19 protein-coding genes are annotated in these 23,738 nt (G+C 68.4%); 8 read left to right on the plus strand and 11 right to left on the minus strand.

The features are described from left to right. Nucleotides 1–74 precede the first annotated feature (74 nt). Nucleotides 75–1,154, plus strand: coding sequence for a class I SAM-dependent methyltransferase (locus EV386_RS00915; RefSeq protein ID WP_130411489.1), 1,080 nt, complete (start codon nucleotides 75–77; stop codon nucleotides 1,152–1,154). Next, the gene (locus tag EV386_RS00920) at nucleotides 1,151–2,707 is read left to right on the plus strand and encodes a glycosyltransferase family 2 protein (RefSeq protein WP_130411491.1); all 1,557 of its coding nucleotides are present in this window, start codon (nucleotides 1,151–1,153) and stop codon (nucleotides 2,705–2,707) included. Before EV386_RS00915 ends, EV386_RS00920 begins: the two co-directional genes overlap by 4 nt. 28 nt (nucleotides 2,708–2,735) lie before the next feature. Here EV386_RS00920 and EV386_RS00925 read toward each other — a convergent pair whose 3' ends face one another. The 7 genes from EV386_RS00925 to rffA all read right to left on the minus strand — a co-directional run bounded on the left by EV386_RS00925 (nucleotide 2,736) and on the right by rffA (nucleotide 9,563). Then, nucleotides 2,736–3,932, minus strand: coding sequence for an ABC transporter ATP-binding protein (locus tag EV386_RS00925; protein ID WP_130411493.1), 1,197 nt, complete (start codon nucleotides 3,930–3,932; stop codon nucleotides 2,736–2,738). Next, entirely contained in the window at nucleotides 3,932–4,885 is a 954-nt protein-coding gene (locus EV386_RS00930; RefSeq protein ID WP_130411495.1) for an ABC transporter permease, read from the minus strand. The genes EV386_RS00925 and EV386_RS00930 overlap by 1 nt, the downstream gene beginning before the upstream one ends. 158 nt (nucleotides 4,886–5,043) lie before the next feature. Further along, complete coding sequence (locus EV386_RS00935; RefSeq protein WP_130411497.1) at nucleotides 5,044–6,414, minus strand: glycosyltransferase family 39 protein; 1,371 nt, start codon at nucleotides 6,412–6,414, stop codon at nucleotides 5,044–5,046. Next, nucleotides 6,411–6,923, minus strand: a complete 513-nt coding sequence (locus tag EV386_RS00940; protein ID WP_165399795.1) for a GtrA family protein — start codon at nucleotides 6,921–6,923, stop codon at nucleotides 6,411–6,413. Before EV386_RS00940 ends, EV386_RS00935 begins: the two co-directional genes overlap by 4 nt. After that, the gene (locus EV386_RS00945; protein ID WP_207216439.1) at nucleotides 6,920–7,885 is read right to left on the minus strand and encodes a glycosyltransferase family 2 protein; all 966 of its coding nucleotides are present in this window, start codon (nucleotides 7,883–7,885) and stop codon (nucleotides 6,920–6,922) included. Before EV386_RS00945 ends, EV386_RS00940 begins: the two co-directional genes overlap by 4 nt. Then, the gene (locus EV386_RS00950) at nucleotides 7,882–8,409 is read right to left on the minus strand and encodes a GNAT family N-acetyltransferase (protein ID WP_130411501.1); all 528 of its coding nucleotides are present in this window, start codon (nucleotides 8,407–8,409) and stop codon (nucleotides 7,882–7,884) included. The genes EV386_RS00945 and EV386_RS00950 overlap by 4 nt, the downstream gene beginning before the upstream one ends. Next, a complete protein-coding gene (rffA, locus tag EV386_RS00955; protein WP_130411503.1) occupies nucleotides 8,406–9,563 on the minus strand; it encodes a dTDP-4-amino-4,6-dideoxygalactose transaminase in 1,158 nt (385 codons plus the stop codon). The genes EV386_RS00950 and rffA overlap by 4 nt, the downstream gene beginning before the upstream one ends. A gap of 357 nt (nucleotides 9,564–9,920) precedes the next feature. Between rffA and EV386_RS00960 the strand changes: the two genes are divergently transcribed. From EV386_RS00960 to EV386_RS00975, 4 genes are all read left to right on the plus strand, one after another. Continuing rightward, nucleotides 9,921–11,600, plus strand: coding sequence for a rhamnan synthesis F family protein (locus EV386_RS00960; protein ID WP_165399796.1), 1,680 nt, complete (start codon nucleotides 9,921–9,923; stop codon nucleotides 11,598–11,600). Between the two features lie 127 nt (nucleotides 11,601–11,727). After that, complete coding sequence (locus tag EV386_RS00965; protein WP_130411507.1) at nucleotides 11,728–12,675, plus strand: NAD-dependent epimerase/dehydratase family protein; 948 nt, start codon at nucleotides 11,728–11,730, stop codon at nucleotides 12,673–12,675. 175 nt (nucleotides 12,676–12,850) lie between these two features. Next, entirely contained in the window at nucleotides 12,851–14,056 is a 1,206-nt protein-coding gene (locus EV386_RS00970) for a rhamnosyltransferase WsaF family glycosyltransferase (protein WP_130411509.1), read from the plus strand. Further along, nucleotides 14,049–15,029 carry a glycosyltransferase family A protein gene (locus EV386_RS00975; RefSeq protein WP_130411511.1) on the plus strand — a complete coding sequence of 327 codons (981 nt, stop codon included), beginning with the start codon at nucleotides 14,049–14,051 and terminating at the stop codon, nucleotides 15,027–15,029. The genes EV386_RS00970 and EV386_RS00975 overlap by 8 nt, the downstream gene beginning before the upstream one ends. Here EV386_RS00975 and EV386_RS00980 read toward each other — a convergent pair whose 3' ends face one another. The 3 genes from EV386_RS00980 to EV386_RS00990 form a co-directional block, all read right to left on the minus strand. Then, nucleotides 15,030–16,583, minus strand: a complete 1,554-nt coding sequence (locus EV386_RS00980; protein WP_130411513.1) for a DUF2142 domain-containing protein — start codon at nucleotides 16,581–16,583, stop codon at nucleotides 15,030–15,032. 76 nt (nucleotides 16,584–16,659) lie between these two features. Further along, nucleotides 16,660–19,071 (minus strand): hypothetical protein, encoded by a 2,412-nt coding sequence (locus EV386_RS00985; protein WP_130411515.1) that lies wholly within the window; start codon nucleotides 19,069–19,071, stop codon nucleotides 16,660–16,662. Next, nucleotides 19,068–19,661: a hypothetical protein gene (locus EV386_RS00990; protein WP_130411517.1), complete on the minus strand. Its 594-nt coding sequence runs from the start codon at nucleotides 19,659–19,661 to the stop codon at nucleotides 19,068–19,070. Before EV386_RS00990 ends, EV386_RS00985 begins: the two co-directional genes overlap by 4 nt. Nucleotides 19,662–19,904: 243 nt before the next feature. Here EV386_RS00990 and EV386_RS00995 point away from each other — a divergent pair, with 243 nt between their 5' ends. After that, the gene (locus tag EV386_RS00995; protein WP_130411519.1) at nucleotides 19,905–21,110 is read left to right on the plus strand and encodes a lipopolysaccharide biosynthesis protein; all 1,206 of its coding nucleotides are present in this window, start codon (nucleotides 19,905–19,907) and stop codon (nucleotides 21,108–21,110) included. After that, on the plus strand, nucleotides 21,103–22,152 hold the full coding sequence (locus tag EV386_RS01000; RefSeq protein ID WP_130411521.1) for a glycosyltransferase: 1,050 nt from the start codon (nucleotides 21,103–21,105) through the stop codon (nucleotides 22,150–22,152). The genes EV386_RS00995 and EV386_RS01000 overlap by 8 nt, the downstream gene beginning before the upstream one ends. Here EV386_RS01000 and EV386_RS01005 read toward each other — a convergent pair. After that, nucleotides 22,143–23,642: a DUF2142 domain-containing protein gene (locus EV386_RS01005; protein ID WP_165399797.1), complete on the minus strand. Its 1,500-nt coding sequence runs from the start codon at nucleotides 23,640–23,642 to the stop codon at nucleotides 22,143–22,145. The genes EV386_RS01000 and EV386_RS01005 overlap by 10 nt on opposite strands. Nucleotides 23,643–23,738: the final 96 nt, after the last annotated feature.

The raw sequence follows: 23,738 nt of genomic DNA on the forward strand, positions 1-23,738 counted from the left end.
GTCGCCAAGTGCCTCCGGGGACGGCCGGGCGGGTAGGCTCGACGCCGTCGTGCGAACAGAGAGGGAGTGCCTGCGTGAGCCACTACCAGACCGTGGTCGACCTGACGGTGCGGAACTCGAGCCAGACGCTCGAGGTCGAGATGGTCGGTACCGGCAAGCGCGTGCTCGACGTCGGTTGCGCAGGGGGGTTCCTCGCCGACGCGCTCAACCTCCAGGGGTGCACGGTGAGCGGAGTCGAGTATGACGCCGACGCCGCGCAGGAGGCGCGCCCGAAGCTGAGGCGCTTGGAGATCGCCGACATCGAGAAGAGCCCGCTCGCCGAGCTGTTCCGCGGGGACGAGTTCGACCGGATCGTCTTCGGCGACGTCCTTGAGCACCTGCGCGACCCGGCCGCGGTGCTGCGCTCGGCCATGGAACTGCTGCCCCCCGACGGCCGCATCGTGATCTCCGTGCCGAATGTCGCGCACGGGTCGCTGCGGCTCGCGCTCCTGCAGGGGCGCTGGCGCTACCGCGACACGGGTCTGCTCGACCGCACGCACATCACCTTCTTCACGCTCGAGAGCCTCGTCGCGATGCTCACGTCGCTCGGGCTCGTCATCCACGACGCGTGGTCGCCGCAGCTCGACGTGCTCGGGACCGAGGTGGAGGTCGCCCCGGACACGTTCCCTGGCGGCCTGGTCGACTGGGTGCGGCACCAGCCGCGCGCGCTCGACTATCAGTATGTCGTGAGCGTCGGTGTCGGTGAGCCGACCGGTGAGTTGCCCGACGTCAAGCCTGCGGCCACGTGGGAGGAGATCGTCCCGGACGACCGGTTCGCCCAGGAGGCGAGGGACCGCGTCGCAGGAGAGCACGCGCGCATGTACCAGCGCGACCACGTCATGGGCCTTGAGGCCGGTCTCGCACGGGCCGAGCTCACCTACGCCGACGCCGCGGCGCGCGCCAAGGCGGAGTACGCCGACGCCGTCGAGCAGGCGAACGCGAAGCTCGAGAGGGCGAGGGCGACGGTGGACGAGATCCAGGCGGAGCGGGAGCGATTGTCGCGGCTTGTCGAGGATCTCGACTCACAGAGCAAGGAGCTGCGCGCGTCGACGACATGGAGGATCGGCTCGCTGGTGATGGCGCCGCTGCGGTTCGTCAAGCGTGCCCGGCGATGACGGCCCCGCTCTTCTCGATCGTCACGCCCGTCTACAACCCGCCGATCGACGTGCTGCGAGACATGATCGACGCGGTTCGCGCGCAGACGTTCGCGGACTGGGAGCTCATCCTCGTCGACGACGTCTCACCCGATCCGGCCGTGCGGGAGACGTTGCGGGCGTCGGCGGCCGCCGACAGCCGCATCGTCGTGGTGGAGCGTGAGGAGAACGGCCACATCGTCGCCGCCTCCAACGATGGGATCGAGCGAGCCCGCGGTGAGTTCGTGGTGCTCGTCGATCATGACGACCTGATCACGGCGAACGCGCTCAAGGCCGTGGCCCGGGCCATCGAGGCCACACCGACCGCCGACTACCTGTACTCCGACGAGGACAAGGTCGACGCCGAGGGCAACCTCTACGACACGTTCCGCAAGCCCGACTGGTCACCTGAGCGGCTCCGCGGGCACATGTACACGGGCCACCTGTCGGTGCTGCGCACGTCGCTCGTTCGCGCCGTCGGGGGGTTCCGTGAGGGCTTTGACGGGTCGCAGGACCACGACCTGGTGCTGCGGGTGACGGAGCGCGCACGCGACGTCGTGCACCTGCGCGAGGTGCTCTACCACTGGCGCGTGGTGCCGGGGTCCGCCGCTGGGGACCCGAACGCCAAGCCCTATGCGTGGATCGCGGGGCGCAAGGCCGTACAGGAGCACCTCGACCGGCTCGGGGTCCGCGCGACCGCGCAGTTCGCGCAGCACCCGAGCACCTACCGCATCGTGCGCGACCCGGTCGGTGACGACGTGCTGGTGTCGGTGATCATCCCGACGCGTGGCGGAGCCGGGTACGTGTGGGGCGAGAGGCGCGTCTTCGTCATCGACGCCGTGCGCTCACTCCTCGAGCGAGGCGGGCACCGCAACCTGGAGATCGTCGTCGTCTACGACGCCGCGACGCCCTCAGACGTGCTCGACGGCCTCAGACGGCTCGCAGGGGAGCGGCTGGTGCTCGTCGCGTACGACAGGCCGTTCAACTACAGCGAGAAGTGCAATCTCGGCGTGCTCGCCTCGCACGGCGGGGTGATCCTGCTGTTGAACGACGACATCGAGGTGATCGCCCCCGGGTTCGTCACCAAGCTCGTCGCGCCGCTGTCGGAGCCGGGAGTCGGCATGACCGGAGCGCGGTTGCTGTACTCCGACAACACGATCCAGCACGCGGGCGTGGCCGTGTGGGCCGGGAACTACGTGCACCGCTTTCGCAAGGCGCTCGACGAGGATCCCGGTGGTTTCGTCACGCTGTGCGTCGACCGCGAGGTGAGCGCGCTGACGGCCGCCTGTGCGGCGCTGACCCGCGGAACCTACGAGCGGGCGGGGGGCCTTAGCGAGCAGCTCCCGGTCAACTTCAACGATGTCGACCTCTCGCTCAAGGTCGGTCTGCTCGGCCTGAGACGGTTGTGGATCGCCGAGGCCCGCGCTTACCACTTCGAGTCCCAGACGCGCGAGGTCTGCGTGGAGGCGTGGGAGCCGGCCTTCATGGTGAACCGCTGGCACATGCCGGACCAGGACCCCTACCTGCCCGAGTGAGCCCCAGGGAGTGGGCGGTCGGCACCGATCAGCTCAGCACCTCGAACTCGGCGTCGGCTCCGACGAACCCCGCCGACGTTCCCGGGCCCGTCACGGAGAACTGCGCGGCGTCCGGCACGCGGTGGACCTCGGTGCCGTCGTCAAGGGTCAGGCCGACCTGGATCGAGTAGTCACCCTCGCCGAGGCGCATGCCCCCCAGGTGAACCTGGAACTTCGACGTCGGGCGAAGTGTTCCCGGCTCGACTCCCAGCAGCGTGGTGTTGGTGGAGTAGACGCTCATCCCGAGGGGCGTGGCGATGCCGATCTCGATGATCGGACGCGCCACCGGCACGGGGGAGTCGATCTCCATCGCGACCAACAGACCCTCGCCCTGAGCGAGAGTGGGCTGGCCGATCGCCCCCGAGTCCGAGCGCAGCGCGATCCCGGTGAAGTGGGCGTCGAGTTCCTTGCGCGCGTCGGGGGCCGCCTGCTGGCGCGACCGCTCCTCCTGGCGGGCGTCCTCGAAATCGGCCCTCAGGGTCCGGAGCGCCTCGCGCGCCGTGCCGTCCGTGACCACGCGTCCGTTCTCCAGCACGACCGCGCGGTCGCAGAACTCATCGACCTGGTCGAGGCCGTGGGTGACCAGGATGATCGTGCGGCCCTCGGCCTGGAACTGCCGGATCCGCTCGAGGCACTTGCGCTGGAACGGCTCGTCGCCGACGGCGAGCACCTCGTCGACCAGCAGGATGTCGGGATCCACATGCACGGCCACGGCGAATGCGAGGCGCACGTACATGCCGGACGAGTAGAACTTCACCTGCGTGTCGATGAACTTCTCGATCCCGGAGAAGTCGACGATCGCGTCGAAGTACTTGTCCGTCTGCTCCCGTGAGATCCCCAGGATCGACGCGTTGAGGTAGACGTTCTCGCGTCCGGTCAGGTCGGGGTGGAACCCGGCGCCGAGCTCGAGCAGAGCGGCCAGGCGACCGCGGATGCTCACTGATCCGGTGTCAGGCTGGAGGATCCCGCCGATCATCTTCAGCAGCGTGGACTTGCCCGACCCGTTCGGTCCGATGAGGCCGACCGTCGTGCCCGCCTCGATCGACACGTCGATGTCGCGCAGCGCCCAGAAGTCCTCCTTGTGCGCGCGCGAGCGTCCGAAGTTGACGACGCGCTCCTTGAGCGACTTTTCCTTGCGGATCGTGAAGTGCTTGGACAGGTTCGCGATCTCGACGACGGTGGTCATCACAGCTCCTGGGCGAAGTTTGCTTGCAGCCGGGCAAACACGCGCTGCGCGACCCACAGAAGGACGACGCCCACGGCCAGCGCGACGCCCAGGCGCAGTGCGAGGTCGGAGATCGGGTGCGGGACAAATCCCATGCTGGGATCCGGGGTGTCACCGGCGACCCAGAAGGTCTTCTGGAAGCCGAGCACGGCGAGCGTCGCGGGGTTGGCCAGGTACACCTCCATCAACGCGGACTGTGTGCTGGCCGACATGCTTGTGCGGCCGAGCGCGTCGACGACAAAGTGCCAGGAGTACACGATGGGGGAGACCCACATGAAGATCATGATCGCGATCTCGACGAGGTACTGGACGTCTCGCAGGTACACGTTGACGGCGCCGAGGACGAGTCCGAGCGCAAGCGAGTAGACGAGCAGCACAGCGAGGGCCAGGACGGCGTAGAGCCACCGCGAGCCCGTGGGAACCTGCCCGACCAGCACGGTTCCCAGGAGCAGGATGATCATCTGCATCGCGAAGTTGAAGAGCGACGAGCCCACCGACGCGAGGGGGAAGACCTCGCGAGGGAGGTAGACCTTCTTCACGAGTCCGCTGTTGGCGACGATCGAACCCGTGCCGGCGGAGATCGTCTCGGAATAGAAGCCCCACGCGGTCAGGCCGGCGAAGATGAAGATCGCGAAGCCCGGGATGCCCCGGGCCGCGCCCATGAACTGCCCGAGCACGATGTAGTAAATGCCGAGCATTGCCAGCGGGCGCAGGAGGCTCCAGACGAACCCGAGCGTGCTGTCCTTGTAGCGCGCCTTGAGCTCGCGGCGCACCAGCATGCCCAGCAGTTCGCGGTGGGCGGCGAGGTCGCGAAGCGAGTCGAGCGTCCCTGTCGCGAACCCACGGCGGGGTCCTGCGGGCCGAAGCGGCTCAGCCGCGAGCAGCGCAGCGCGATGGCTGACATCCGAGGTCATACGAGAGGTCTCCTCCGAGAGGCCTGGCCGCGGTCGCGAGCAGGCCGGGTCACTCTACCGTCTCCACCACACATGCCCTGCTCCGCGGGCAGACAGAGCGCGCTCTCTGGTCGATCCGAACGCGACGGGCAACCGACGGGCCAGTGAACGACGGCGCCTTACGAGGCTGGCGCAAAGAGAGTGATGAAGACGGTGTACATGCATGCCGCGTGAGCGAGAGTTAAGGCGCCGTATACGCAAATCAGAACAGGGCGAACGCTCGTGATCGCTGGCAGAGCTCTCCGGAGGGAGACGAGTCCGTGAGTCGAAAGCAGCACTAGCCCGGGAAGCGCGGACATCAAGTACCGTCCTTGTGCCTGGAAGTCCGAAGTGTAAGAGCGGTACACAGACAGCGCCAGCGGGACCAAGATTCCGACGAAGAGCCAGGGTGCGATTGCCGCCACGGTGTCGCCGGACTTGTGACCGTGTCTGACGATCACTCTCACCAAAAGGCCCAGACAGGCAGCGATGAGAAGCGCGCTGTAAAACTGGACGACGAACGCTGGCGCGAACACGGTCATGTTCCCAAAGCGCGCGATAAAAGTCTCGTACGACGTCGCGAGCCAACCCGGGTCACCGAATACCATCTCCGTGAAGGACCACCACGTGCTGCCGGCGCGCTGGCCTACCTGAACGATGTCAGCGCCGTAAGTGAGGCGCAGTGCCTCAGCCGTTCGGAGCCCGAGGGCATCTCCATCGAACATGAGCATGTTCCGGAGATAGAACCAACCGGCCATGCTGGCGACACATGCGCAGATGAGGGCAGCGCTGGCCGACCATGTGCGCCCTGGCCTTCGCGTCGACCTACGAACTGCGTTGCACCAGAGCCAGAGTGCGCCGCTGAGCAAGCCCCAACCAAATGCGTTGTAATATGAGATCGCGAGCAGACCGAGTCCGATCGCAAGTGCGCAGTTCGAACGCAGATCCCATGAAGTCTTCAGACCGCGGACCCACGAGTAGAGGATGACCGTCGTCGCGAGAACTGCAAACGTGTCGACGTTCGAATAGCCAGCAAGAAATGCGAACTGGGGCCAGGTCATGAACAGCACCGTCGCGAACCAAGCCCCGCGCCGGCTGAAGATCTGGCTGCTCGTCAGCCAAAGGAACCAGCCCGAGACGACGCCAGAGACGATGACGGGAAGTCGAATGGCGTAGAGGATCAGCCACGGGCTCGACGTGAGCCAGGAGGCGATATTCCCCGTGATTGCGCCGAGAATCTGAGGTGTGAACGGAAAGAAGGCGTAGCTGAATCCCCAGTTGGGTTCCCTGATCATCGGATCGTCGGCGGCTGGGAGTCGACCATGGTCCATCATGTAGTGGACGAGCGTGAGGCGCATCGCCTCATCCGGCGCATAGGCTGTCGGAGTCAGGAAGGACCACGCTGAGTAGAGCGCGAAACTGAGTCCGAGAAAGAGAAGGATCGCCCGGTTGCGATCGAGCGCCGCACCGACCCTCTCGGAAACGTGGGTCAACCCGCGGAGCGTCGTCAAAGGTTCTCCTGCGTGCTCGGAGGGCGCGCCGGGTCGATCCGACGCGAGTCGGAGGGCTCTGCAGTTCGGCCACGACGAAAGGAGAACCGTGAATGCGCGAGGTATGTGATGACAGCCACGGTGATCGTGGCGAAGCCCTGAGCAACAAGTGGTGTCGCGCTCGTCGCCTCGATGATCACGGGAAGTAGCACGCTATTGAGTGCCAATCCACCGATCTGCACGAGTGAGAACCGCGCGAGGTCAAGCCAGAAGTGGCCGCGCGGCCGAAAGACGAGTGCCCGCTGGGTGAGATAGGAAAGGAATACGCCAACCGTGTAAGACAGATAGAGCGAGACCATGTAGCCGAAGCGGCCGAGATGCGCTCCGACAAGGTGCTGGGCCAAGGCGAACAGAGCCCATCCCAGAGCAGTATTGAATCCGCCAACCACGAGGAACGCCAGACGCCGATCCTTGAGGACCCCAAGCGACGAGTCCCGGTCTTCTCTTTCGTGGCGGCGGGTACCGGTCACGGACTGCCATCCGCAGGAGAGGAGGGATCCGGCGGCGTCGTACTCTCGGCGTTGATCTGCTCCTTGATGACGAACTGAGGCGCCTGGCTGATGGAGATGTATGCGCGCCCGAGGTACTCGCCGACGAGGCCCAGCGCGGAGAGGATGAGACCGCCGAGGACGAGGAGCGCGACCATGAGCGAACTCCATCCAGGCGGTGCCGATGGAGAGATGATGGCCCTGATCGCCGTGACGCCGCCGTAGACGATTCCGCAAGCGGCGACAGCGACGCCCAGCACCGCGGAGACACGGAGCGGGCGAACAGAGAATGCTGTGAAGCCATTGAGCCACAGGCTGATGAGCTTCCGAAGGCTATAGCCCGAGCGCCCGACGGCTCGGGCCTTGTGCTCGACCGTGACGTTGGCTATCGAGCGCGTCGTTCGCAGGATCAAGCCAATGATGTACGGATATGGGCTGGTATATCGGGCGACTTCATCGATGACATACCGTCGTGCCCCGAAGAAGCTCGAGAGATAGAGACCACGGGGCTTGCCAAGTAGTGCGCGCGCCATTTGCTCGTTGAGTGCGCTCCCGACGTTGCGCAGCGCCGTGTGCTCCTTTTGGTCGTACCGTCCATAGACCACATCGAAGCCCTCATCAAGGCGCTGCAAGATCTTCGTCACCTCGCGAGGGGGCGTCTGTCCGTCGTCGTCGAGGCACACCACGACGTCTCCAGAGGCGTGACGCAGCCCCGCCATGAGCGCCGAGTGCTGCCCGAAGTTCCGTGCCAGGGCGAGCACCGTGATGTGGGGCCTGGCGGCGGCGAGTGAGCGAAGATGCGTGAGCGTGTCGTCAGGCGAGCAATCGTCGACGAGAATCACCTCATGCTCCAGTTGCGCCCGCCGCATCGTCTCGTCGAGTTCGTCGACGACATCGACGATTGTCAGGGCAGAGCAGTAGCAGGGTATGACGAAGGAGATCACCGGGCCCAGTCTTCCTTGAGAACTGCCATCACAACAATGTCTGTTGCGACGCCGTCGAGATAGACGTCCTGTCGAAGGTACCCTTCGTGCGTGAACCCGACCTTCTCGTAGGCGCGGATCGCCTGCCGATTGTGAGCGAGGGCGCGTAGGGTAATCCGGTTGAGGTTGAGCTCGGCGAATCCGAAGGCAAGGATCTGGCGCGCGGCCTCGGTCCCGACTCCGCATCCTCGAGCGGACGGATCTCCGATGAAGATCCCGAACTCACCCTTGTGGTGAGGGGTGTCGAGATCGCGAAGATAGGTTGATCCAACAGGAACGCTCGACTTGCCCAATTCGATGATGAACTGCGCGACTCTGCCGCGATCAACCATCTCGGTCATCCAACGGTGCTGGTCCGCGACGGTGAGTCGGTCGCGGAAGATGAAGTTGCTGCGAACCGAGTCGGTGTTGCGCCATGCCACCACACGCTCTGAGTCGTGCCGGGTGATCGGCCGGAGTCGCACCAGTGGAGTTGAGGAGGTCACCTGATGTGCTCCCGTCGCGCGGTTGGTGGCGCGAAGAACTCCAGAACGCTCTCGATGACCTTGTTGGCGTCAGAATCTTTGAGGCCGTAGTACATCGGCAAGCGCAGTAGTCGTTCGCTTTCACGTGTCGTAACGACATCCGCGCCCGAGAATCGCCCGAAGTGACGACCCGCGGACGACGAATGCAGTGGCACGTAGTGGAACACCGCCATGATCCCCCGGGCCTTGAGGTGGGAGATCAACTCAGCTCGCTGGAGGTGGTCACGGACCTTGATGTAGTACATGTGTCCGTTATGATCACACCCTTGAGGAATGGTCGGAACGTCAATCACTCCCGTCTCGGCCAGAGGAGCCAGCCCCTCGTTGTATATCCCCCAGGTGCGAAGCCTGCTGTTGTTGATCGTCTCTGCGAGCTCGAGTTGTGCGCGCAGATACGCCGCATTGAGTTCGCTCGGAAGGTAGGAGGATCCGGTGCCGACCCAAGTGTATTTGTCCACTTGTCCTCGGAAGAACCGCGATCGGTCGGTGCCCTTCTCGCGGACGATCTCGGCGCGATAGTAGGCATCGTCGTCGTTTGTGACGAGCGCCCCGCCCTCGCCCATCGAGTAGTTCTTGGTTTCGTGGAAACTGAACGCTCCGAAGTCGCCGAATGAGCCGAGCGATTTCCCGTGGTAGCGCGCCATCAACGCTTGAGCCGCGTCCTCGACGACCGCGATGCCATGCTTCCTTGCGACTGACATAATGGCGTCCATCTCGCATGCGACGCCTGCGTAGTGGACCGCGACGATCGCCTTCGTCCGCGAGGTGATCGCGGCCTCGATTCGTGTTTCGTCGATGTTCATCGTGTCTTTGCGGATATCGACGAAGACAATGCGGGCGCCTCGCAGCACGAAGGCGTTCGCCGTCGAGACGAATGTGTACGATGGCATGATCACCTCGTCGCCCGGGCGGATGCCCAGCAGCAGTGCGCTCATCTCGAGCGCATGGGTGCATGACGTTGTCAGGAGCGCGTGCCGCACCTGGAGTTCTTGCTCCAGCCATCGGTGGCACCATTCCGTGAACTCGCCGTCGCCCGAGATCTTCCGCGCGCGGACAGCTTGCTGCGCGTACTCGAGCTCGCGCCCTGTGAACGGCGGAACGTTGAAGTTGATCATCGAGGGATCCCTGTCTGGGTCGGCCGGTTCCTCCACGGGAAGCCCAAGCGGAGTGTAGCGGGGCCGCGCTCTTGGTTCATGCATCCGGTGCTTGGCCGACGAGCCGTGCCCGACCGGTTTCGGCCTTGGCGGGCGTCCGCGAACGCTCGCGAGGCGTGGTCAGACCGTGTGGTGCTGCGGGCTGGGGAGCCGGGTCGTCGCCGAACTACGATGTGGATCGAGTCCCGCCCGGTCCCTGAGGTCGGCGGGCCATCTGTACGCCGCATGCCGCGCTGACATCGAGGAGCTGTTCTGAACGCACGCCGGGCGCTCGTATACGTCCACTTCAACCCGCTGGGCCTCCTCGCCGACCATGTCGTGTACCAGCTCGCGGCGCTGCGGCCGCTGTGCGAGAGGGTCGTCGTCGTCTCGAACAGCGCTCTCGACGCGCCCGCCCTCGCACGTGTGGAGACGCTCGCCGACGGCGTCATCCTGCGCGAGAACGTCGGGTTCGACTTCGCGGCGTGGCGAGAGGGCCTGGCCTCGATCGGCTGGGACGAGCTGGCGGGCTTCGACTCGGTCACCCTGATGAACGACACGTGCTTCGGCCCGGTGGGAGACCTCGGCGAGGTTTTCGCGACCATGGAGGCGCACGGCTGCGACTTCTGGGGCGTGACGAATCACCGCGCGACGCCCGCCGTGCCGTTGGGCGGCGTCCCCACGGACGTGCCGGAGCACCTGCAGAGCTACTTCGTCTCCTATGCGCGCAGCGCGGTCCAGCACCCGGTGTTCCGCGAGTTCTGGGAGTCCGTGCCGGACTACACCGACGTGAATGACGTCGTGCGCAACCTGGAGATCCGGGCGACCGCGCGGTTCGCCAAGGCGGGCCTGCGCTACCGGGCCGTCTTCGACACCGTCGACGAGGACTACGCCCCCGCCCCCTGGCCCGACTTCTCCTACAGCCTGCCCGACAGGATGCTCGCGGCGGGAGCGCCGCTGCTCAAGGTCAAGTCCTTCCTGACCAGGCCCGAGTTCGCCCCGTTCGCGCTGGCGCACATGCAGGCGCGCGGCTACCCGGCGCGCCTGGCCGCCGCGCACCTGTCCCAGATCGACCGGCCCGACCGCACCGGCTATCTGGCAGCGAAGCAGGGCGACTACTCCCACGACACGGCGGCGCCCTCGCCGGGCCTGCGGGTCGTCGTCCACCTGCACGTGCACTACGTGGACCTGCTTGCGGAGTTGCTGGACGCGCTCGACGCGCTCACCTTCGACCACGCGCTGATCGCGACGACCGACGACGCGGACAAGGTCGCCCAGATCGAGGCCGCCTTCGCGGGCCGGGGGCGCGTCGGCGAGGTCGTCGTCGTCCCACCCCGGGGGCGCGACATCTACCCCCTGATGCTGATCGCCGACCGCCTGCGGGAGTACGACGTCGTCGGGCACTTCCACACGAAGAAGTCCGTCGGCGACAAGCCCTTTGTCGGCGAGGCATGGCGCCATGAGCTGATGGACATGCTCATGGCGCCGGGGTCGGCGATCGTCGCAGACCTGGAGGCGAACCCCAGCCTCGGCGTGGTCATCGCGGACATGCCGATGTACTTCCGCTACAACAAGATCGTCACGGCGGACAACGAGGCGCTCATGGCCCCGCAGATGAACGAGCTGTGGCGCCGGATGGGCATGGAGCGGGAGATCGACTTCCGGTCACGTGACACCTTCGTGATGAGCTACGGCACGTTCTTCTGGGCCCGCCGCGACGCGATCGCGCCGCTGCTCGCCCTCGAGCTCGAGGGCGAGATCCCGCCGGAGCCGCTCGGCGTGAACACGATCCTGCACTGCCTGGAGCGGATGCTCGTGTACGTGGCCTGGGGGCGCGGGTACGACTTCCGCATCGCGCAGGGACGCTATGTCACGCCGTTCGTCGACAGCGGCGTGCTCAATCTCCACACGCCGTCGCCCGTCGCCGCGATCGTGAGCATCCCGCCCTCTGCGCGCTCGCGCCTGGCGCGCTACGTTCCCCGGAGGGTCGCCGATCTCCTGAGGAGAATGCTGCGGTAGCGCCCTGGTCGTTCGGGTCAGGGCGGGCGCGGCGGTCCCGGTGCTAGCGTTCGCGTCGGCGCTGCGCCGGCGTGCGGCTGCGCGCCGCCGCGGGAGGTGTCAGCAGGCGGCTGAGGTGAGGAGATCTATGCGGTGCTTGGTGATCGGCGGGAACGGGTTCATCGGATCCCATGTCGTCGACGCGCTCATCGAAGACGGCCATGAGGTGACCGTGTTCGACCGGTTCGACGACGATCCGACCTATGTCGGCGCGCCAGCGGCGGAGATTGTGGGCGACTTCCTCAACAACGGCGACGTCCGCGGAGCCGTCAAAGGCCAGGACGTCATCTATCACCTGCTGTCGACGACGACCCCCGCCACCGCGGAGGAGGACCCGCTCATCGACGTGCGCACCAACATCCCCGGCTCGATCGACCTGTTCCGGGAGGCGGTCGACGCAGGGGTGGGCCACGTGTACTACGCCTCGTCGGGCGGTGCGATCTATGGGTCGCACACCGAGGGCGCCGTGAGCGAGGAGGCCGTCGCGGCCCCCGTCTCTCCGTACGCGATCGGCAAGCTGGCGATCGAGCAGTACCTCGCCTACTTCGAGCGGAAGCACGGGCTGAGGTCGACGGTCTTCCGCATCTCCAACCCGTACGGCCCGCGTCAGCACGCGCTGCGCCGCCAGGGCGTGATCCCGATCTTCCTGCGCAACCTCGCCGACGGCCGGCCGCTGACCGTCTTCGGCGATGGGACGATGGTGCGCGACTACATCTACGTCACTGACCTCGCCGCGATGCTCGTCACCCCGCTGGGCCGCGACGCGGCCCATCGCGTCTACAACCTCGGCAGTGGGACGGGCCACTCGATCAACGAGATCATCGACGGCATCCATCAAGCGACAGGGATCGAGCCCACGTTGGTGCGCCAGCAGGTCCCCTCCACCTTCGTCGACCGGATCACGCTCGATGTCTCTCGCTTCCACGCCGAGTTCGGCGCGATCGCGAACCCGACGACGCTGCTGGACGGCATCGTCGCCACCTGGAACGAGATCAAGGCCCAGGACGCGGCCCGCCGCAGCGTCAGGGCGTTCTGACCCACTACCACCTCGGCGCGCAGACCCCCCGCGCCGGACTTATCGACAACCGCAACCCGCGGCCGACGGCCGGCGGCGGGCGAAAGGACCGTTCGTGCGCACACCACAAGGCCGAGCCAGCGAGAGCCTTCTGTCGAAGGCCGCACGAGTCGCGCGTCGCGAAGGACCGCGGGGGGTGGCGCGCAGGGTGATGCGCCTGGTGCGCCCCGGCCGCGCGCAGGTCGCGGCGGAGGCGCCCCGTGCGCTCGTCGACATGGACCGCCTGCCGCAGATGCCGCGGATCTGCGACATCACCGCCATCGCCGAGCTGCCCGCCTACACGCCGCCCGCCAAGGTCGCCAAGACCGCGCTGCGCATCACGTGGCTCTCGCCGCCCATTGGTCCCGGAGGCGGCGGACACATCAACATCGTGCGGTTCGCCAAGCACTTGCAGAGCAAGGGCCACAGCGTGAGCTTCGCCGTCTACGAGACGAACACCGTGCCGCAGTCGCCGTCGCAGGCGCACGACATCCTCAAGCACTCCTACGGCATCGACGCGCCGGTGCGCCGGCTGGAGGACCTGGGGTCGCAGGACGTCATCTTCGCCTCGAGCTGGGAGACCGCGTACGGGCTGCGTTCGCTCGACGTCCCGGCCCACAAGTTCTACTTCATCCAGGACTTCGAGCCCTACTTCTTCCCCAGGGGCTCGCGTTCCGTCCTCGCCGAGGAGACCTACCGCTTCGGGTTCTACGGCATCGCAGCCGGAAGGTGGATCGAGAGCCAGGTCAAGCCGTTCGGCATGCCGTGCGACCACTACGAGTTCGGCGCCGACGCCGAGCTGTACCGGCCCCGCGACCTCGCCGCCCTGCGCAAGCGGAGGCGGGTGCTCTTCTATGCGCGTCCGTTCACCGAGCGGCGCGGGTTCGAGCTCGGCGTCATCGCGCTGTCGATCTTCGCGAAGCGGCATCCCGAGTACGAGATCGTCACGGTCGGCCAGGATCTTCGCGACTACGACCTCCCGTTCGAGCACACCGACCTCGGCACCCTGACGCTCGACGAGCTCGGGCCGCTCTACCGCGAGGCCACCGCGTGCCTCGTGATCTCGCTGACGAACGCGTCGCTGCTGCCGCTCGAGCTCGCTGCGGCGGGGTGCGTCACCGTGATCGACTCCGGTGCCAACAACCACGAGATCTTGGGCGACATCGACGGCATCGTCTACGCCCGCGCGTTCCCGACAGAGCTCGCCGAGGCCCTGTGCCAGGTCGTCGAGCGCGATGACATCGACGAGCACGCGCGGGAGGTCTCCCGGTCCGTGCACGACCGCGACTGGCAGGCGAGCCTGGAGAAGGTCGAGCGGATCATCCTGCGCGAGGTGACGACCGGTGGGACGGACGATGAGTGAGGACGCCGTGACGGCGGCGGTGACGGCCACCGTCGTCATCCCGACCTACAACGGTGAGCACGACCACCTGGTGGAGACGCTCACCGCCGTGATGGCCCAGCAGGCGCCGTTCTCCTGGAACGTCCTCGTCATCGACTCGGGCTCGTCGGACGGCTCCGTCGCGATCCTAGAGCGGTTCGCCGCCGCCTACGACACCTTCCGGCTCCACCAGATTCCCAACGCCGAGTTCTCGCACGGTGGGACGCGGCAGCGCGCGGCCGAGATGGCGGACGGCGAGTTCGTCGTGTACCTCAGCCAGGACGCCGTCCCCGCGGACCCCACCTGGCTGGCGCGGATGGTCGACGGATTCTCCCTCAGCGACAGGGTCGCGGGCGTCCTGGGACGCCAGGTTCCACGCAGGTGGTGCTTCCCCCTGCAGAAGCGGGACATCGGGCTCGTGTTCGCCGCACAGGGCGTCGACGGCGCGCACACGGTGTATGACGCGAGCTCGCTGGAGCAGGGGCGCGCGCGCTACTACTCGGATGTCTGCTCGGCCGCGCGCCGTTCGGTACTGCTCGGTGACGTTCCCTACCGGGACGTGCCGTACGCCGAGGACCAGGCGTTCGGCGCCGACCTCATCGAGGCGGGCTACCTCAAGGTGTACGCGGACCCCGCGCGGGTGGTGCACTCCAACGACATCGCGCTCCGGGACTACCGCCGACGGATTCTCGACGAGTTCGCCGGACTGGAGAAGGTCGGCGTGGTGCTGGGGCGTCCGCCGGTGCGCGAGCTGCTTCGCGAGCTCACGGGCGGCGTGGCGCGCGACATCCTGTTCACGTGGCGTGACCGCACGTACACGGCGAAGCAGAGGCTCAAGTTCACCGTGACCGCGCCGCTCTACCGCTACAGCCGGTGGCGGGGCAAGCTCATGGCCTTCCGGCGGGAGGAGGGCCAGTCGCTCGAGGCGCGCCGCAAGTCGGAGCGCGGCGACTGACTACGCGGCGGGCGTCAGGGCTGGGCTGACCGCCGCGAGGGGCTCGCCCGTGAGCTCGGGCCGCTCGTCGCTCGGGTCTGCGCGCTGGACTCGGAAGAGCACGAGCGCGAGCACCGCGAACCCGAGGCTGCCCAGGAACCAGGTGGCCATCGGGCTGACCGGGGATCCCCACCACTCGACCGCCGAGTTGAGGTTGAGCCCGCCCACGTCGAGGCCCGTGACGAACCGGCGGATCTGGATGTGGAGGATCACCGCGTGGGCGCCGACGAGGCTGGCGTAGACGAGGGCGCTCTGGCCCGTGCCCAGGCGAGGCATCCCCCCGCGACATGGCGTCCACAGCGTGGTGGCCATGATCGCGGGGACGAGGGGAGCGACGTACCGGGCCTGCACCTCCAGCCCGACCGGGGTGCCGGAGAGCTGGAGCACGAGCAGCGGCAGCGCGACGTACACGCCGACCATGCCGAGCAAGGCAACGCCCTTGGGGACGTCGACGACGCGCATCCCGCGGAACGCGAGCGCTCCGGCGACCAGGACCAGGGGGACCCAGGCGATCGGCGGCACCGGGGTGTCGAGCCAGTTGAGGCTCTCGGTCTGGGCGCCGAGCAGGAGTGACGGCAGGGCGAAGAGATTGGCGAAGAACAAGTCGCCGTCGCCGGGCCCTTGCGTGCCGTACATGCCCGTCAGCGCGCCGGTCTGGCTCGCCGAGAGAAAGCCGACGACGCCGATGGCCGTGACGAGGAGGGGCAGGATCCCTGTCCGCACCCGCGCGCGGACCGTCCGGATGTGGAGCGCAACCACTCCCGCCGCGACGACTCCGAGGTAGGCGCCGGCGTCGGCCCGCGCCGTGGCGGTCAGGACGGCCGCGAGCAGCGCGACCGCCGCCAGGCCGTAGCGTCGGCGCCGATCCGGCTGGGTCATGAACCCGTGCATGCCGGCCCACGCGACGGCGACCCCCGTGACGGCCCAGCTCGAGGGGTTGATGGAGGCGATCAAGTAGACGCCCAGCGGGACGGACACGGTCAGAAAGCCGTAGGCGAGCACGCGCCGCGACGCGGGCGGTGAGAGCACGGCGACGGCGGTGAACAGGGCGATCGCCACCAGTCCGTTCGCGATCCGCATGTTCGTCACGGACTGGGGCACGTCGGGGCCGACGAACCAGTGCATGACGTCGTAGAAGCCGCCGGGGTAGAGGCCGTCGTTGAGGCGGCTCGCCCAGACCTTGTCGTTGCCGAGCCCGTCCACGCAGGCGCCCGAGTTGTCGGGCTGGAAGGCCGTGCAGAGCGCCGCGGAGACGACCACGTGTGGTGCGGCGACCTGGGTCTCTCCCTCCTCCCCCACGCGGGTCTCGCAGGATCCGTCGATCGGCATCGGGCACCAGATCGACGTGAGGTGGAAGTCCTCGTCGGGCGACGATCCGGGGGGCGACGCCGTCGCCCAGGCGACCACGGCGAGGAGCGCGCCCACCACCAGCAGGGCCGACCATGCGGCCGTCCGCAGTCGCGATCGGCGACGCGCGTCGGTGTCTCCGGGCGTGCGGTGGCGCAGGGGGCTCATCCCCGCAGGATACCGGCGCGGATCCACCTCACGGCGCGAACGACGGAGGATGGATCCGCGCCGGTCCGTCACCAGATCACGGGACGGCGATGGTGGACGGCCAGCCGATGCTGGGGTGGACGCCGTCGTTCGGGGAGTTGATGAAGTACACGCGGACGTCCTTGGCGCCAGAGGTCACGGGGACGGTGATGTCGAAGCCGCGGTTGGCGCCGAGGCCGATCGCCGCCTCGACATCGGGCCGGGATCGGTTGGCGACCCCGGAGCCCGCGTAGACGCCGCCCACGTAGACGTCGACCGCGACGAAGGCGCTGGTGTCCGGGTCGATCGCCCACCCGGCGACCTGCAGGCTGCTCGACCCGTTCGACGTCGAGAGGCTCACGACGTCAAGGGATCCGAACGGGCCGCGGTTGGGCACGTCGACCGAGGCGCAGCCGAGGGACGCCGTCACACCCGTCGGGGAGTCGACGGCGGTCGCGCAGACCTGACGTGTGCCCGGCGACGTCTGGGTGGTCAGTGACCAGCCCACGGTCGCGCGGCCGGCGCCCGCGGGGATCGGGGACACGGTCGCGGACGCCTTGGCCTGGCCGACGGCGACGCCGTCGACCGCAAGACGCACGGTCACGGGAGTCGTGACGTCGTAGTCCCACGCCCACCCGGACGCGACCAGGCGCGCGGGCGCGGTTCCGCTCACGTCCGCTGCCGCGTCGGTGATGGCCCCCGTCGGCGGGGTGTTCGGGACGGTCACGGTGCGGCATCCCACCGCAGTCGCGGCTCCGGTGGGCGCGTCGAGGGCGTCGACGCAGATCTGCCGACTCCCGGCCGTCAGGGCGACGGTGGTGTCGAACCCGGTCGCGTCCCGGACGCCGAGCGCCTTGCCGACGTCGGGACGCGACGCGTCCGCGGTCGCGGTGTGGACGACGGCGCCGTCGACCCGGACCCGCACGCCGATCGGGGCGGTGGAGTCCGCGTCGTACGCCCAGCCGGCCACCCGGACGTTCTGCGGGCTGGCGGCGTCGACGATGTCGAGCACGCCGATCGGAGTCGCGTTGCGGACCGTGACCGTCCGGCACCCGGTCTCGACGTTGAGCCCGGCGGGGACGTTGATCGCGTAGGCGCAGACGCGGTGCGTCCCGTCGCTCGCGCCGAAGGTGGTCATGAACCCGGAGGTCGCGCCCATCCCCCCAAAGGCGTTCGCGACGTCCTGGCGCGCTCCGTCCGCGACGACACCCTGCGTGATCTTCCCGTCGACATAGATGTGCACGGGGATCGGCGACGTCGTGTCGGGGTCGAAGGCCCAACCGCCGACCGTGATGGCGCCAGGTCCGGCCGTCACGACGTCGAGGACCCCGAGCGGCGTGCGGTTGGTGACCGTGACCGTCGAGCACCCGAGCAACGCGTTGAGGCCGGCGGGGCTGTTGATGGCGTAGGCGCACACGTTGTGCTGGCCGGCTGTGACGGTGAAGGTGCCGCCATAGCCAGCCCGGGCGTTGCCGTAGATCGCGGCGACGTCCGGACGGGCGCTCGAGGTCATGAGCTGCCCGGCGATCGCGCCATCGATGTACACGTGGACCGGGATCGAGCTGACGTCAGGGTCGATCGCCCAGCCGCCCACGTAGATCGTCCCCGGCGTCGTCGCCTGGACCAGGTCCAGGTTTCCGAACGGAGTCCGGTTGCCCGTCGGCGAGCCGAACCACTGCTTGAAGAAGGTGTGGAAGTTGCGGTTCCCGTAGGACGAGCAGGCGTCTCCCGTCCCGGTGCCGGCCGCTAGCGCGGCGGCGTTGGGCTGGTAGGGCGTGTAGTTGTAGAGCGACGCCGTCGCTTGGTTCTGGATGTAGACGGGCGACGTCCCGCACGAGGCGTTGGGGCTGTAGCGGATGTTGTTCACCGCGCCCGGGCGGTGGGCGTAGGCGTTGGGGTTGGCGGCGTAGCGCTGGAGCTGCTGGGCCGCGGAGTACACCTGGTTCGCGAAGCCGGCGTACTGACCGTCGCACACCCCGCCCGCGTTGTCGGGGCAGCCGAACCCAAGCGCCCGGGCGTAGGTCGACGCGGGCTTGCCCGTCGTCGCCGTGACGAGGCCCTGCTCCTTCTGGAGCGTCACGAGCAGCACCTGCGGATTGATGCCGCAGGCGGCACCCACCTTGCTGATGATGGTGGCCGCGCTCTCGCCGCTCGCACCGGTGTAGGCGCTCGCGCACAACGCGCTCGCCGGCCGTGTCGGTGTCGTCTCGCGGTAGTCCTTGAGGCAGGTGTTGCCCGCGGACGGCCTGCAGTTCGCCCCCTGGGTGGCGATGAACTGCGCGACCTGGGCCGCGCTCATGCTGCGCGAGTCGTACATCACGGCGTCGCTGATGATGTAGCCCGGGTCGAAGTCGGTGATGGGCGCCGCGGTCGCCGTGCCGGTCGAGAGCACGGCGGTCACGAGCAGCAGCGCGGCGGACAGCGTCGTCGCGAGCGCCGCGGGAAGGGCGCGCCTTGCTGTCGAAGTCATGGGACCGTCACCGCCACCGAGGACGATTTGCCGCTATGCGTCGCGGACTCGTAGTGGAGCACAGCCGACCAGGTCCCTGACGACAGGCGCTCACCGGGGACCGTGAGGCCGCCGCACACCGTCGAGGTGACGTCGGGGATGGACGGCGTCTCGACGGTGACCGACGGGCTGCCCTCCTTCGTCAACGTCAGCGCGCAGGTGCCCCCGCCGTCGAGCGGGATCGAGAAGCCCGACGCCTCGACGTGCTGAGCCTGCGGCGACCACGCGAGGTAGCTGAGGGTGACATCGGCGCTCGGCTGTGGAGACGCCTCGTGCGGTGGCGGTGCGGACGCAGGCGCGACGTCGGGCGTGGGCGCCGCTGCGGGCGACGGCGTTGGCGCGGCGTCCGACGGCGTGCCCGAGGGCGCCGAGGCGGCGCCCGACGCTGACGGGGCGTCGGACGGTGTGTCGCGGGGCGGGGCGGAGGACGACCCCGCGGCATCCGGTTCGGGGCTTGGGCCGGGCCGGTCGAGCGTGATCGCGTAGCCGACCGCGCCGGCCGCGAGCACGCCGACGGCCACGACCGCTGCGACGATAACGGGACGTTTCATGACACACTCCTCACCGATGTGGCCTCACCCTAAGCGAGCGTTCGCGACGGAGGCGGTCGAACCGCGCCAGATCGGCCCCGATTGGCCTGGAAGGCGCCTTCGCGGACGCGTCGTGCGCGCCTTCGGCGGCCGTGGCTCGACGCGCGTTCGCGGCCACTAGGATCGGCGGCGATGCTTCGGCGACTTCTCACCCAGACAGACAACCCGGATCGAGCGGGTTTCCTCTGGAACACCATCGTCGGAGTGTGGTTCACGTTCCAGCCGACAGCCATCTCGTTCGTCATCACCCGAACACTCGGGGCGAGCGAGACCGGGCAGTTCGCCTACGCCGTCGCCCAGGCCTACCTGTTCTGGGGGATCGGGATCTACGGGATGAGGCGGTACCAGGCGTCGGACGTCGAGTTCCGGTTCACCTTCGGCGAGTACCTCGGCTCGCGTGTGGTCACCACCGCGGCGATGATCCTCGCCGGCCTCGGCTTCGCCGCCTGGAGCATCGTGCGCGACCCTGGGTCGGCAGACACGATGGCGCTGGTCCTGCTCGTCCTCGCGCTGCGGGCGGTCGACTCGCTCGAGGATGTCTATCTCGGCTACTTCCAGCAGATGGGCCGCCTCGACATCGGCTCGAAGGTCTCGGCGTACCGGTCGATCGCGTCCACCATCGTGATCATGCTGGCCCTCCAGGCAACGCACGACATGCCCCTGGCGATCGGGCTCGGCGTCGTGGTGTCCGTCGTGCTGCTCGCGGTCATGCTGCCCCAGGCGTTCGTGCGGCCCCTTACGCCGCAGGAGCGCGCCCTGACCTCAGCGCGACTGTGGCGGCTGCTGAGCGCGTGCGCGCCGCTGTTCGTCGCGACCTTCGTGTCCATCTACGTGGCGAACGCGCCGCGCTACGCGATCAACGCCGCGCTCGACCTGGAGGCGCAGGGGTTCTTCTCCTGGCTGTCGCTTGCGCCGTTCCTGATCACGCTGCTCAGCATGGTGATCTACAACCCCGTCATTACGAGGATGGCGGTGCAGTGGACCACGGGAGACCTGCGGACCTTCGTGTCCTGGACGCGGCGGCTCTCGATGCTGATCGGAGGCGTCACCGTGGTCACGACCGCGGCCGGGCTCCTGCTGGGCGTCCCGGTGCTCAACGCCATCACCGGATGGGACTTCGGCCCGTATCGGACCGAGTTGGTCGTTCTGCTGCTCGCCGGAGGGCTGTCCGCATGGGGCGGCCTGTACTCGACGGTGCTGACGATCGTGCGTCGGCAGGGCTGGTTCACGGTGGGTGTGGTCGCGGCCGCCGCGGTCGGGCTCACCGGCGGCGCCTGGGTCCGGCACGGAGGGCTGCTCGGCGCGAGTTGGCTGTACGTGGCGCTCTTCGCGGTGCAGTGCGCGGTGTTCGGCGCCGCACTCCAGACGGTGGTGCGTCGGCGACGACTCGAAGGGACCTCGCGTGCGTGACACCAGGGCGGCGGCGCCGCGACGGGTTCTGCACCTGCTGGGGACCAACCAGTTCTCCGGCGCCGAGAACGTGATCGTGACGATGATGGAGCAGTTCCGCGGCTCAGAGGTCGAGATGGTCTACTGCTCGCCCGACGGCCCCATCCGCGAGGTGCTCACCTCGCGCGGGCTCGCGTTCCTTCCGTTGGCGGGCCTGACGCCGCACCAGGTGCGGTCCGTGCTGCGCGCACACCGCTTCGACGTCGTGCACGCGCACGACTTCAAAGCGAGCATGGTCGCCGTGCTCGCGGGGTTCGCGGGCGAGATCATCGCCCACATCCATTCGAACCCGCGGTTCGTCAAGAGCTGGAACCCGCTCTCCCTCGCGTTCGCCAGCGTGGCCAGGAGGTTCCACCGGGTGGTGTTCGTCTCCGCGGAGGCGACGCGCGGAACGGTGTTCGCCGGGCTGGTCCGCGACAGGGCGCGGGTCGTGGCGAACGTGGTCGACAGCGAGCGGGTCCGACGGCTCGCCGCCGAACGCGACGTCGAGCGGCGTGATGTCGTCTTCCTCGGTCGCCTGACCGAGGTCAAGCGGCCGCAGACGGTCATCAGGGCCGTGGCCGGGGCGCGCCGGGCAGTCCCGGAGCTGACCGCGCGACTCGTCGGTGACGGTGATCTCAGGGCCGCGTGCGAGCGTGAGATCCGCGCGCTCGGCCTGGACGGTGGCGTGAGGCTCGAAGGGTTCCAGTCCAACCCGTACCCGTTCGTCCGCGCCGCGAGGATCGCGCTCATGCCCTCGACCTACGAGGGCCTCGGCCTCGCGGCGATCGAGGCGCTCGCCCTCGGGGTTCCCGTGCTCAACAGCGGTGCGGGCGGTCTCGGCGATATGTTCGCGGCCCATCCGGAGTTCATCTGTCGCACCGTCGAGGAGTACGCCGCGCGCCTCGTCGAGCTCCAGGACCCCGACAGATACTGCGAGCTCCAGGCGGCGTGCGCCGAGATCGTCGCGCCGTACTGCGACCTCGCGCGCTATACCGCCCAGATACGCGAGCTCTACGCGTGAGCGGCCACGGTGGCGGGCTCGGACCTCTCGGGGCGTGCCACCAGGAAGAGGGCGACCGCGAGCGCGGCGAAGCCGAAGCTGCCCAGAATCCAAGTGGCCACGGGTGAGACGGGCGACCCCCACCACTCGACGGCGTCGTTGAGATTGACGCCACCCACGTCGAGCCCGGTGACGTAGCGCCGGATCTGGGTGTGCAGCACGGCGCTGTGGCCGACGACCATCGCCGCGTAGGCGAGCACGGTCTGGGGCCGGCTCAGACGCGGGATGCCGCGTCGCACCGGGTCCCAGAGGGCGGCGGTCATGATCGCCGGGAGCAGGGGGGTGAGGTAGCGCGCTTGCACCTCCGTGCCGACATGCGCGCCCGACAGCTGCAGGAGCAGCAGGGGGAGCGCGGCGTAGACGCCGACGAGACCCAGCAGCGCGACGCGTTTGGGGACGTCGGTGACCCGCAGCCCGAGGAACGCGAGCGCCGCGATGACCAGCACGATCGGGACCCAGGTGATCGCGGGCACCGGGGTGTCCACCCAGTTGAGGGGGTCCATCTGCGAGCCGAGCAGCAGCTGCGGCAGTCCCTTGATGTTGGAGATGAGCAGCGCGCGGTCGCCGAGCTGCGCGTAGCCGCCCATGCCGCTGGTCACCGCCCCGGCTTGGCTCGCGGACGCGAATCCCGCGGCGCCGATGACGGCGACGGCCGTCGGGAGCGCCGCCAGGCGCAGGCGGCCGCGCACCGCCGTGAAGTGCAGCGCCACGGCGCCGACGGCGATCACGCCGAGGAAGGCGCCGGCGTCGGCGCGAGCGGTGGCCGCGACGACGGCGGCGCCCACCGCGAGCGCCGCGAGGCCCACGCGGCGCCGACGCTCCGGCTGCGTGAGGTACCCGTGCAGCGCGGCCCACGCGACCGCGACCCCGGTGATCGCCCAGCTGGAGGGGTTGACGGAGGCGATCAGGTAGACGGCCATCGGGACCGCCACGGTGAGATGGCCGTAGACCAGCGCGCGGCGCCCCTCGGGCGGGGAGAGCATGGTGACGGCCGCGAAGAGCACGATGGCGAGCAGGCCGTTGACCACGCGCATGATGGTGACGGATCTGGCGACGTCGTCGCCGACGAACACGTGCATGACGTCGTAGAAGCCGCCCGGGTACTGGCCGTCATCGAGGCGGTTCGACCACGTCGGGTCCGTCGTCAGCGTCTTGACACAGGCGCCCGAGTTCTCGGGGTGGAACGCCGTGCAGACCGCCGAGGAGATCACCATCTGCGGCGCCTGGACGGCGGTGTAGCCGTCCGGGCCGATCTTGGTCTCGCACGCGCGCCCCAGAGGTGTCGGACACCAGATCGATGTGAGGTGAAAGTCTTCATCGGGTGAACTTCCCGGCGGGGAGGCGGTCGCCCATGCGACGACCACGAGGAGGGCGCCGAGGACGAGCGCGGCAGCGCGCAGAGGCGTGGACGCGTGGTTTCGGGCGCGCGTCAGTCGCCTCAGGGCACTCATGCGCACATCGTAGTGGCGGGCGCGACGCCGCCCCGGCGGGGCGATCATCAACGGCAAGTGGGTGGTGGCGCCGTCGGCCACTGGTGAGTGTTCACC

Source organism: Xylanimonas ulmi, from assembly GCF_004216535.1.
Classification (GTDB): domain Bacteria; phylum Actinomycetota; class Actinomycetes; order Actinomycetales; family Cellulomonadaceae; genus Xylanimonas; species Xylanimonas ulmi.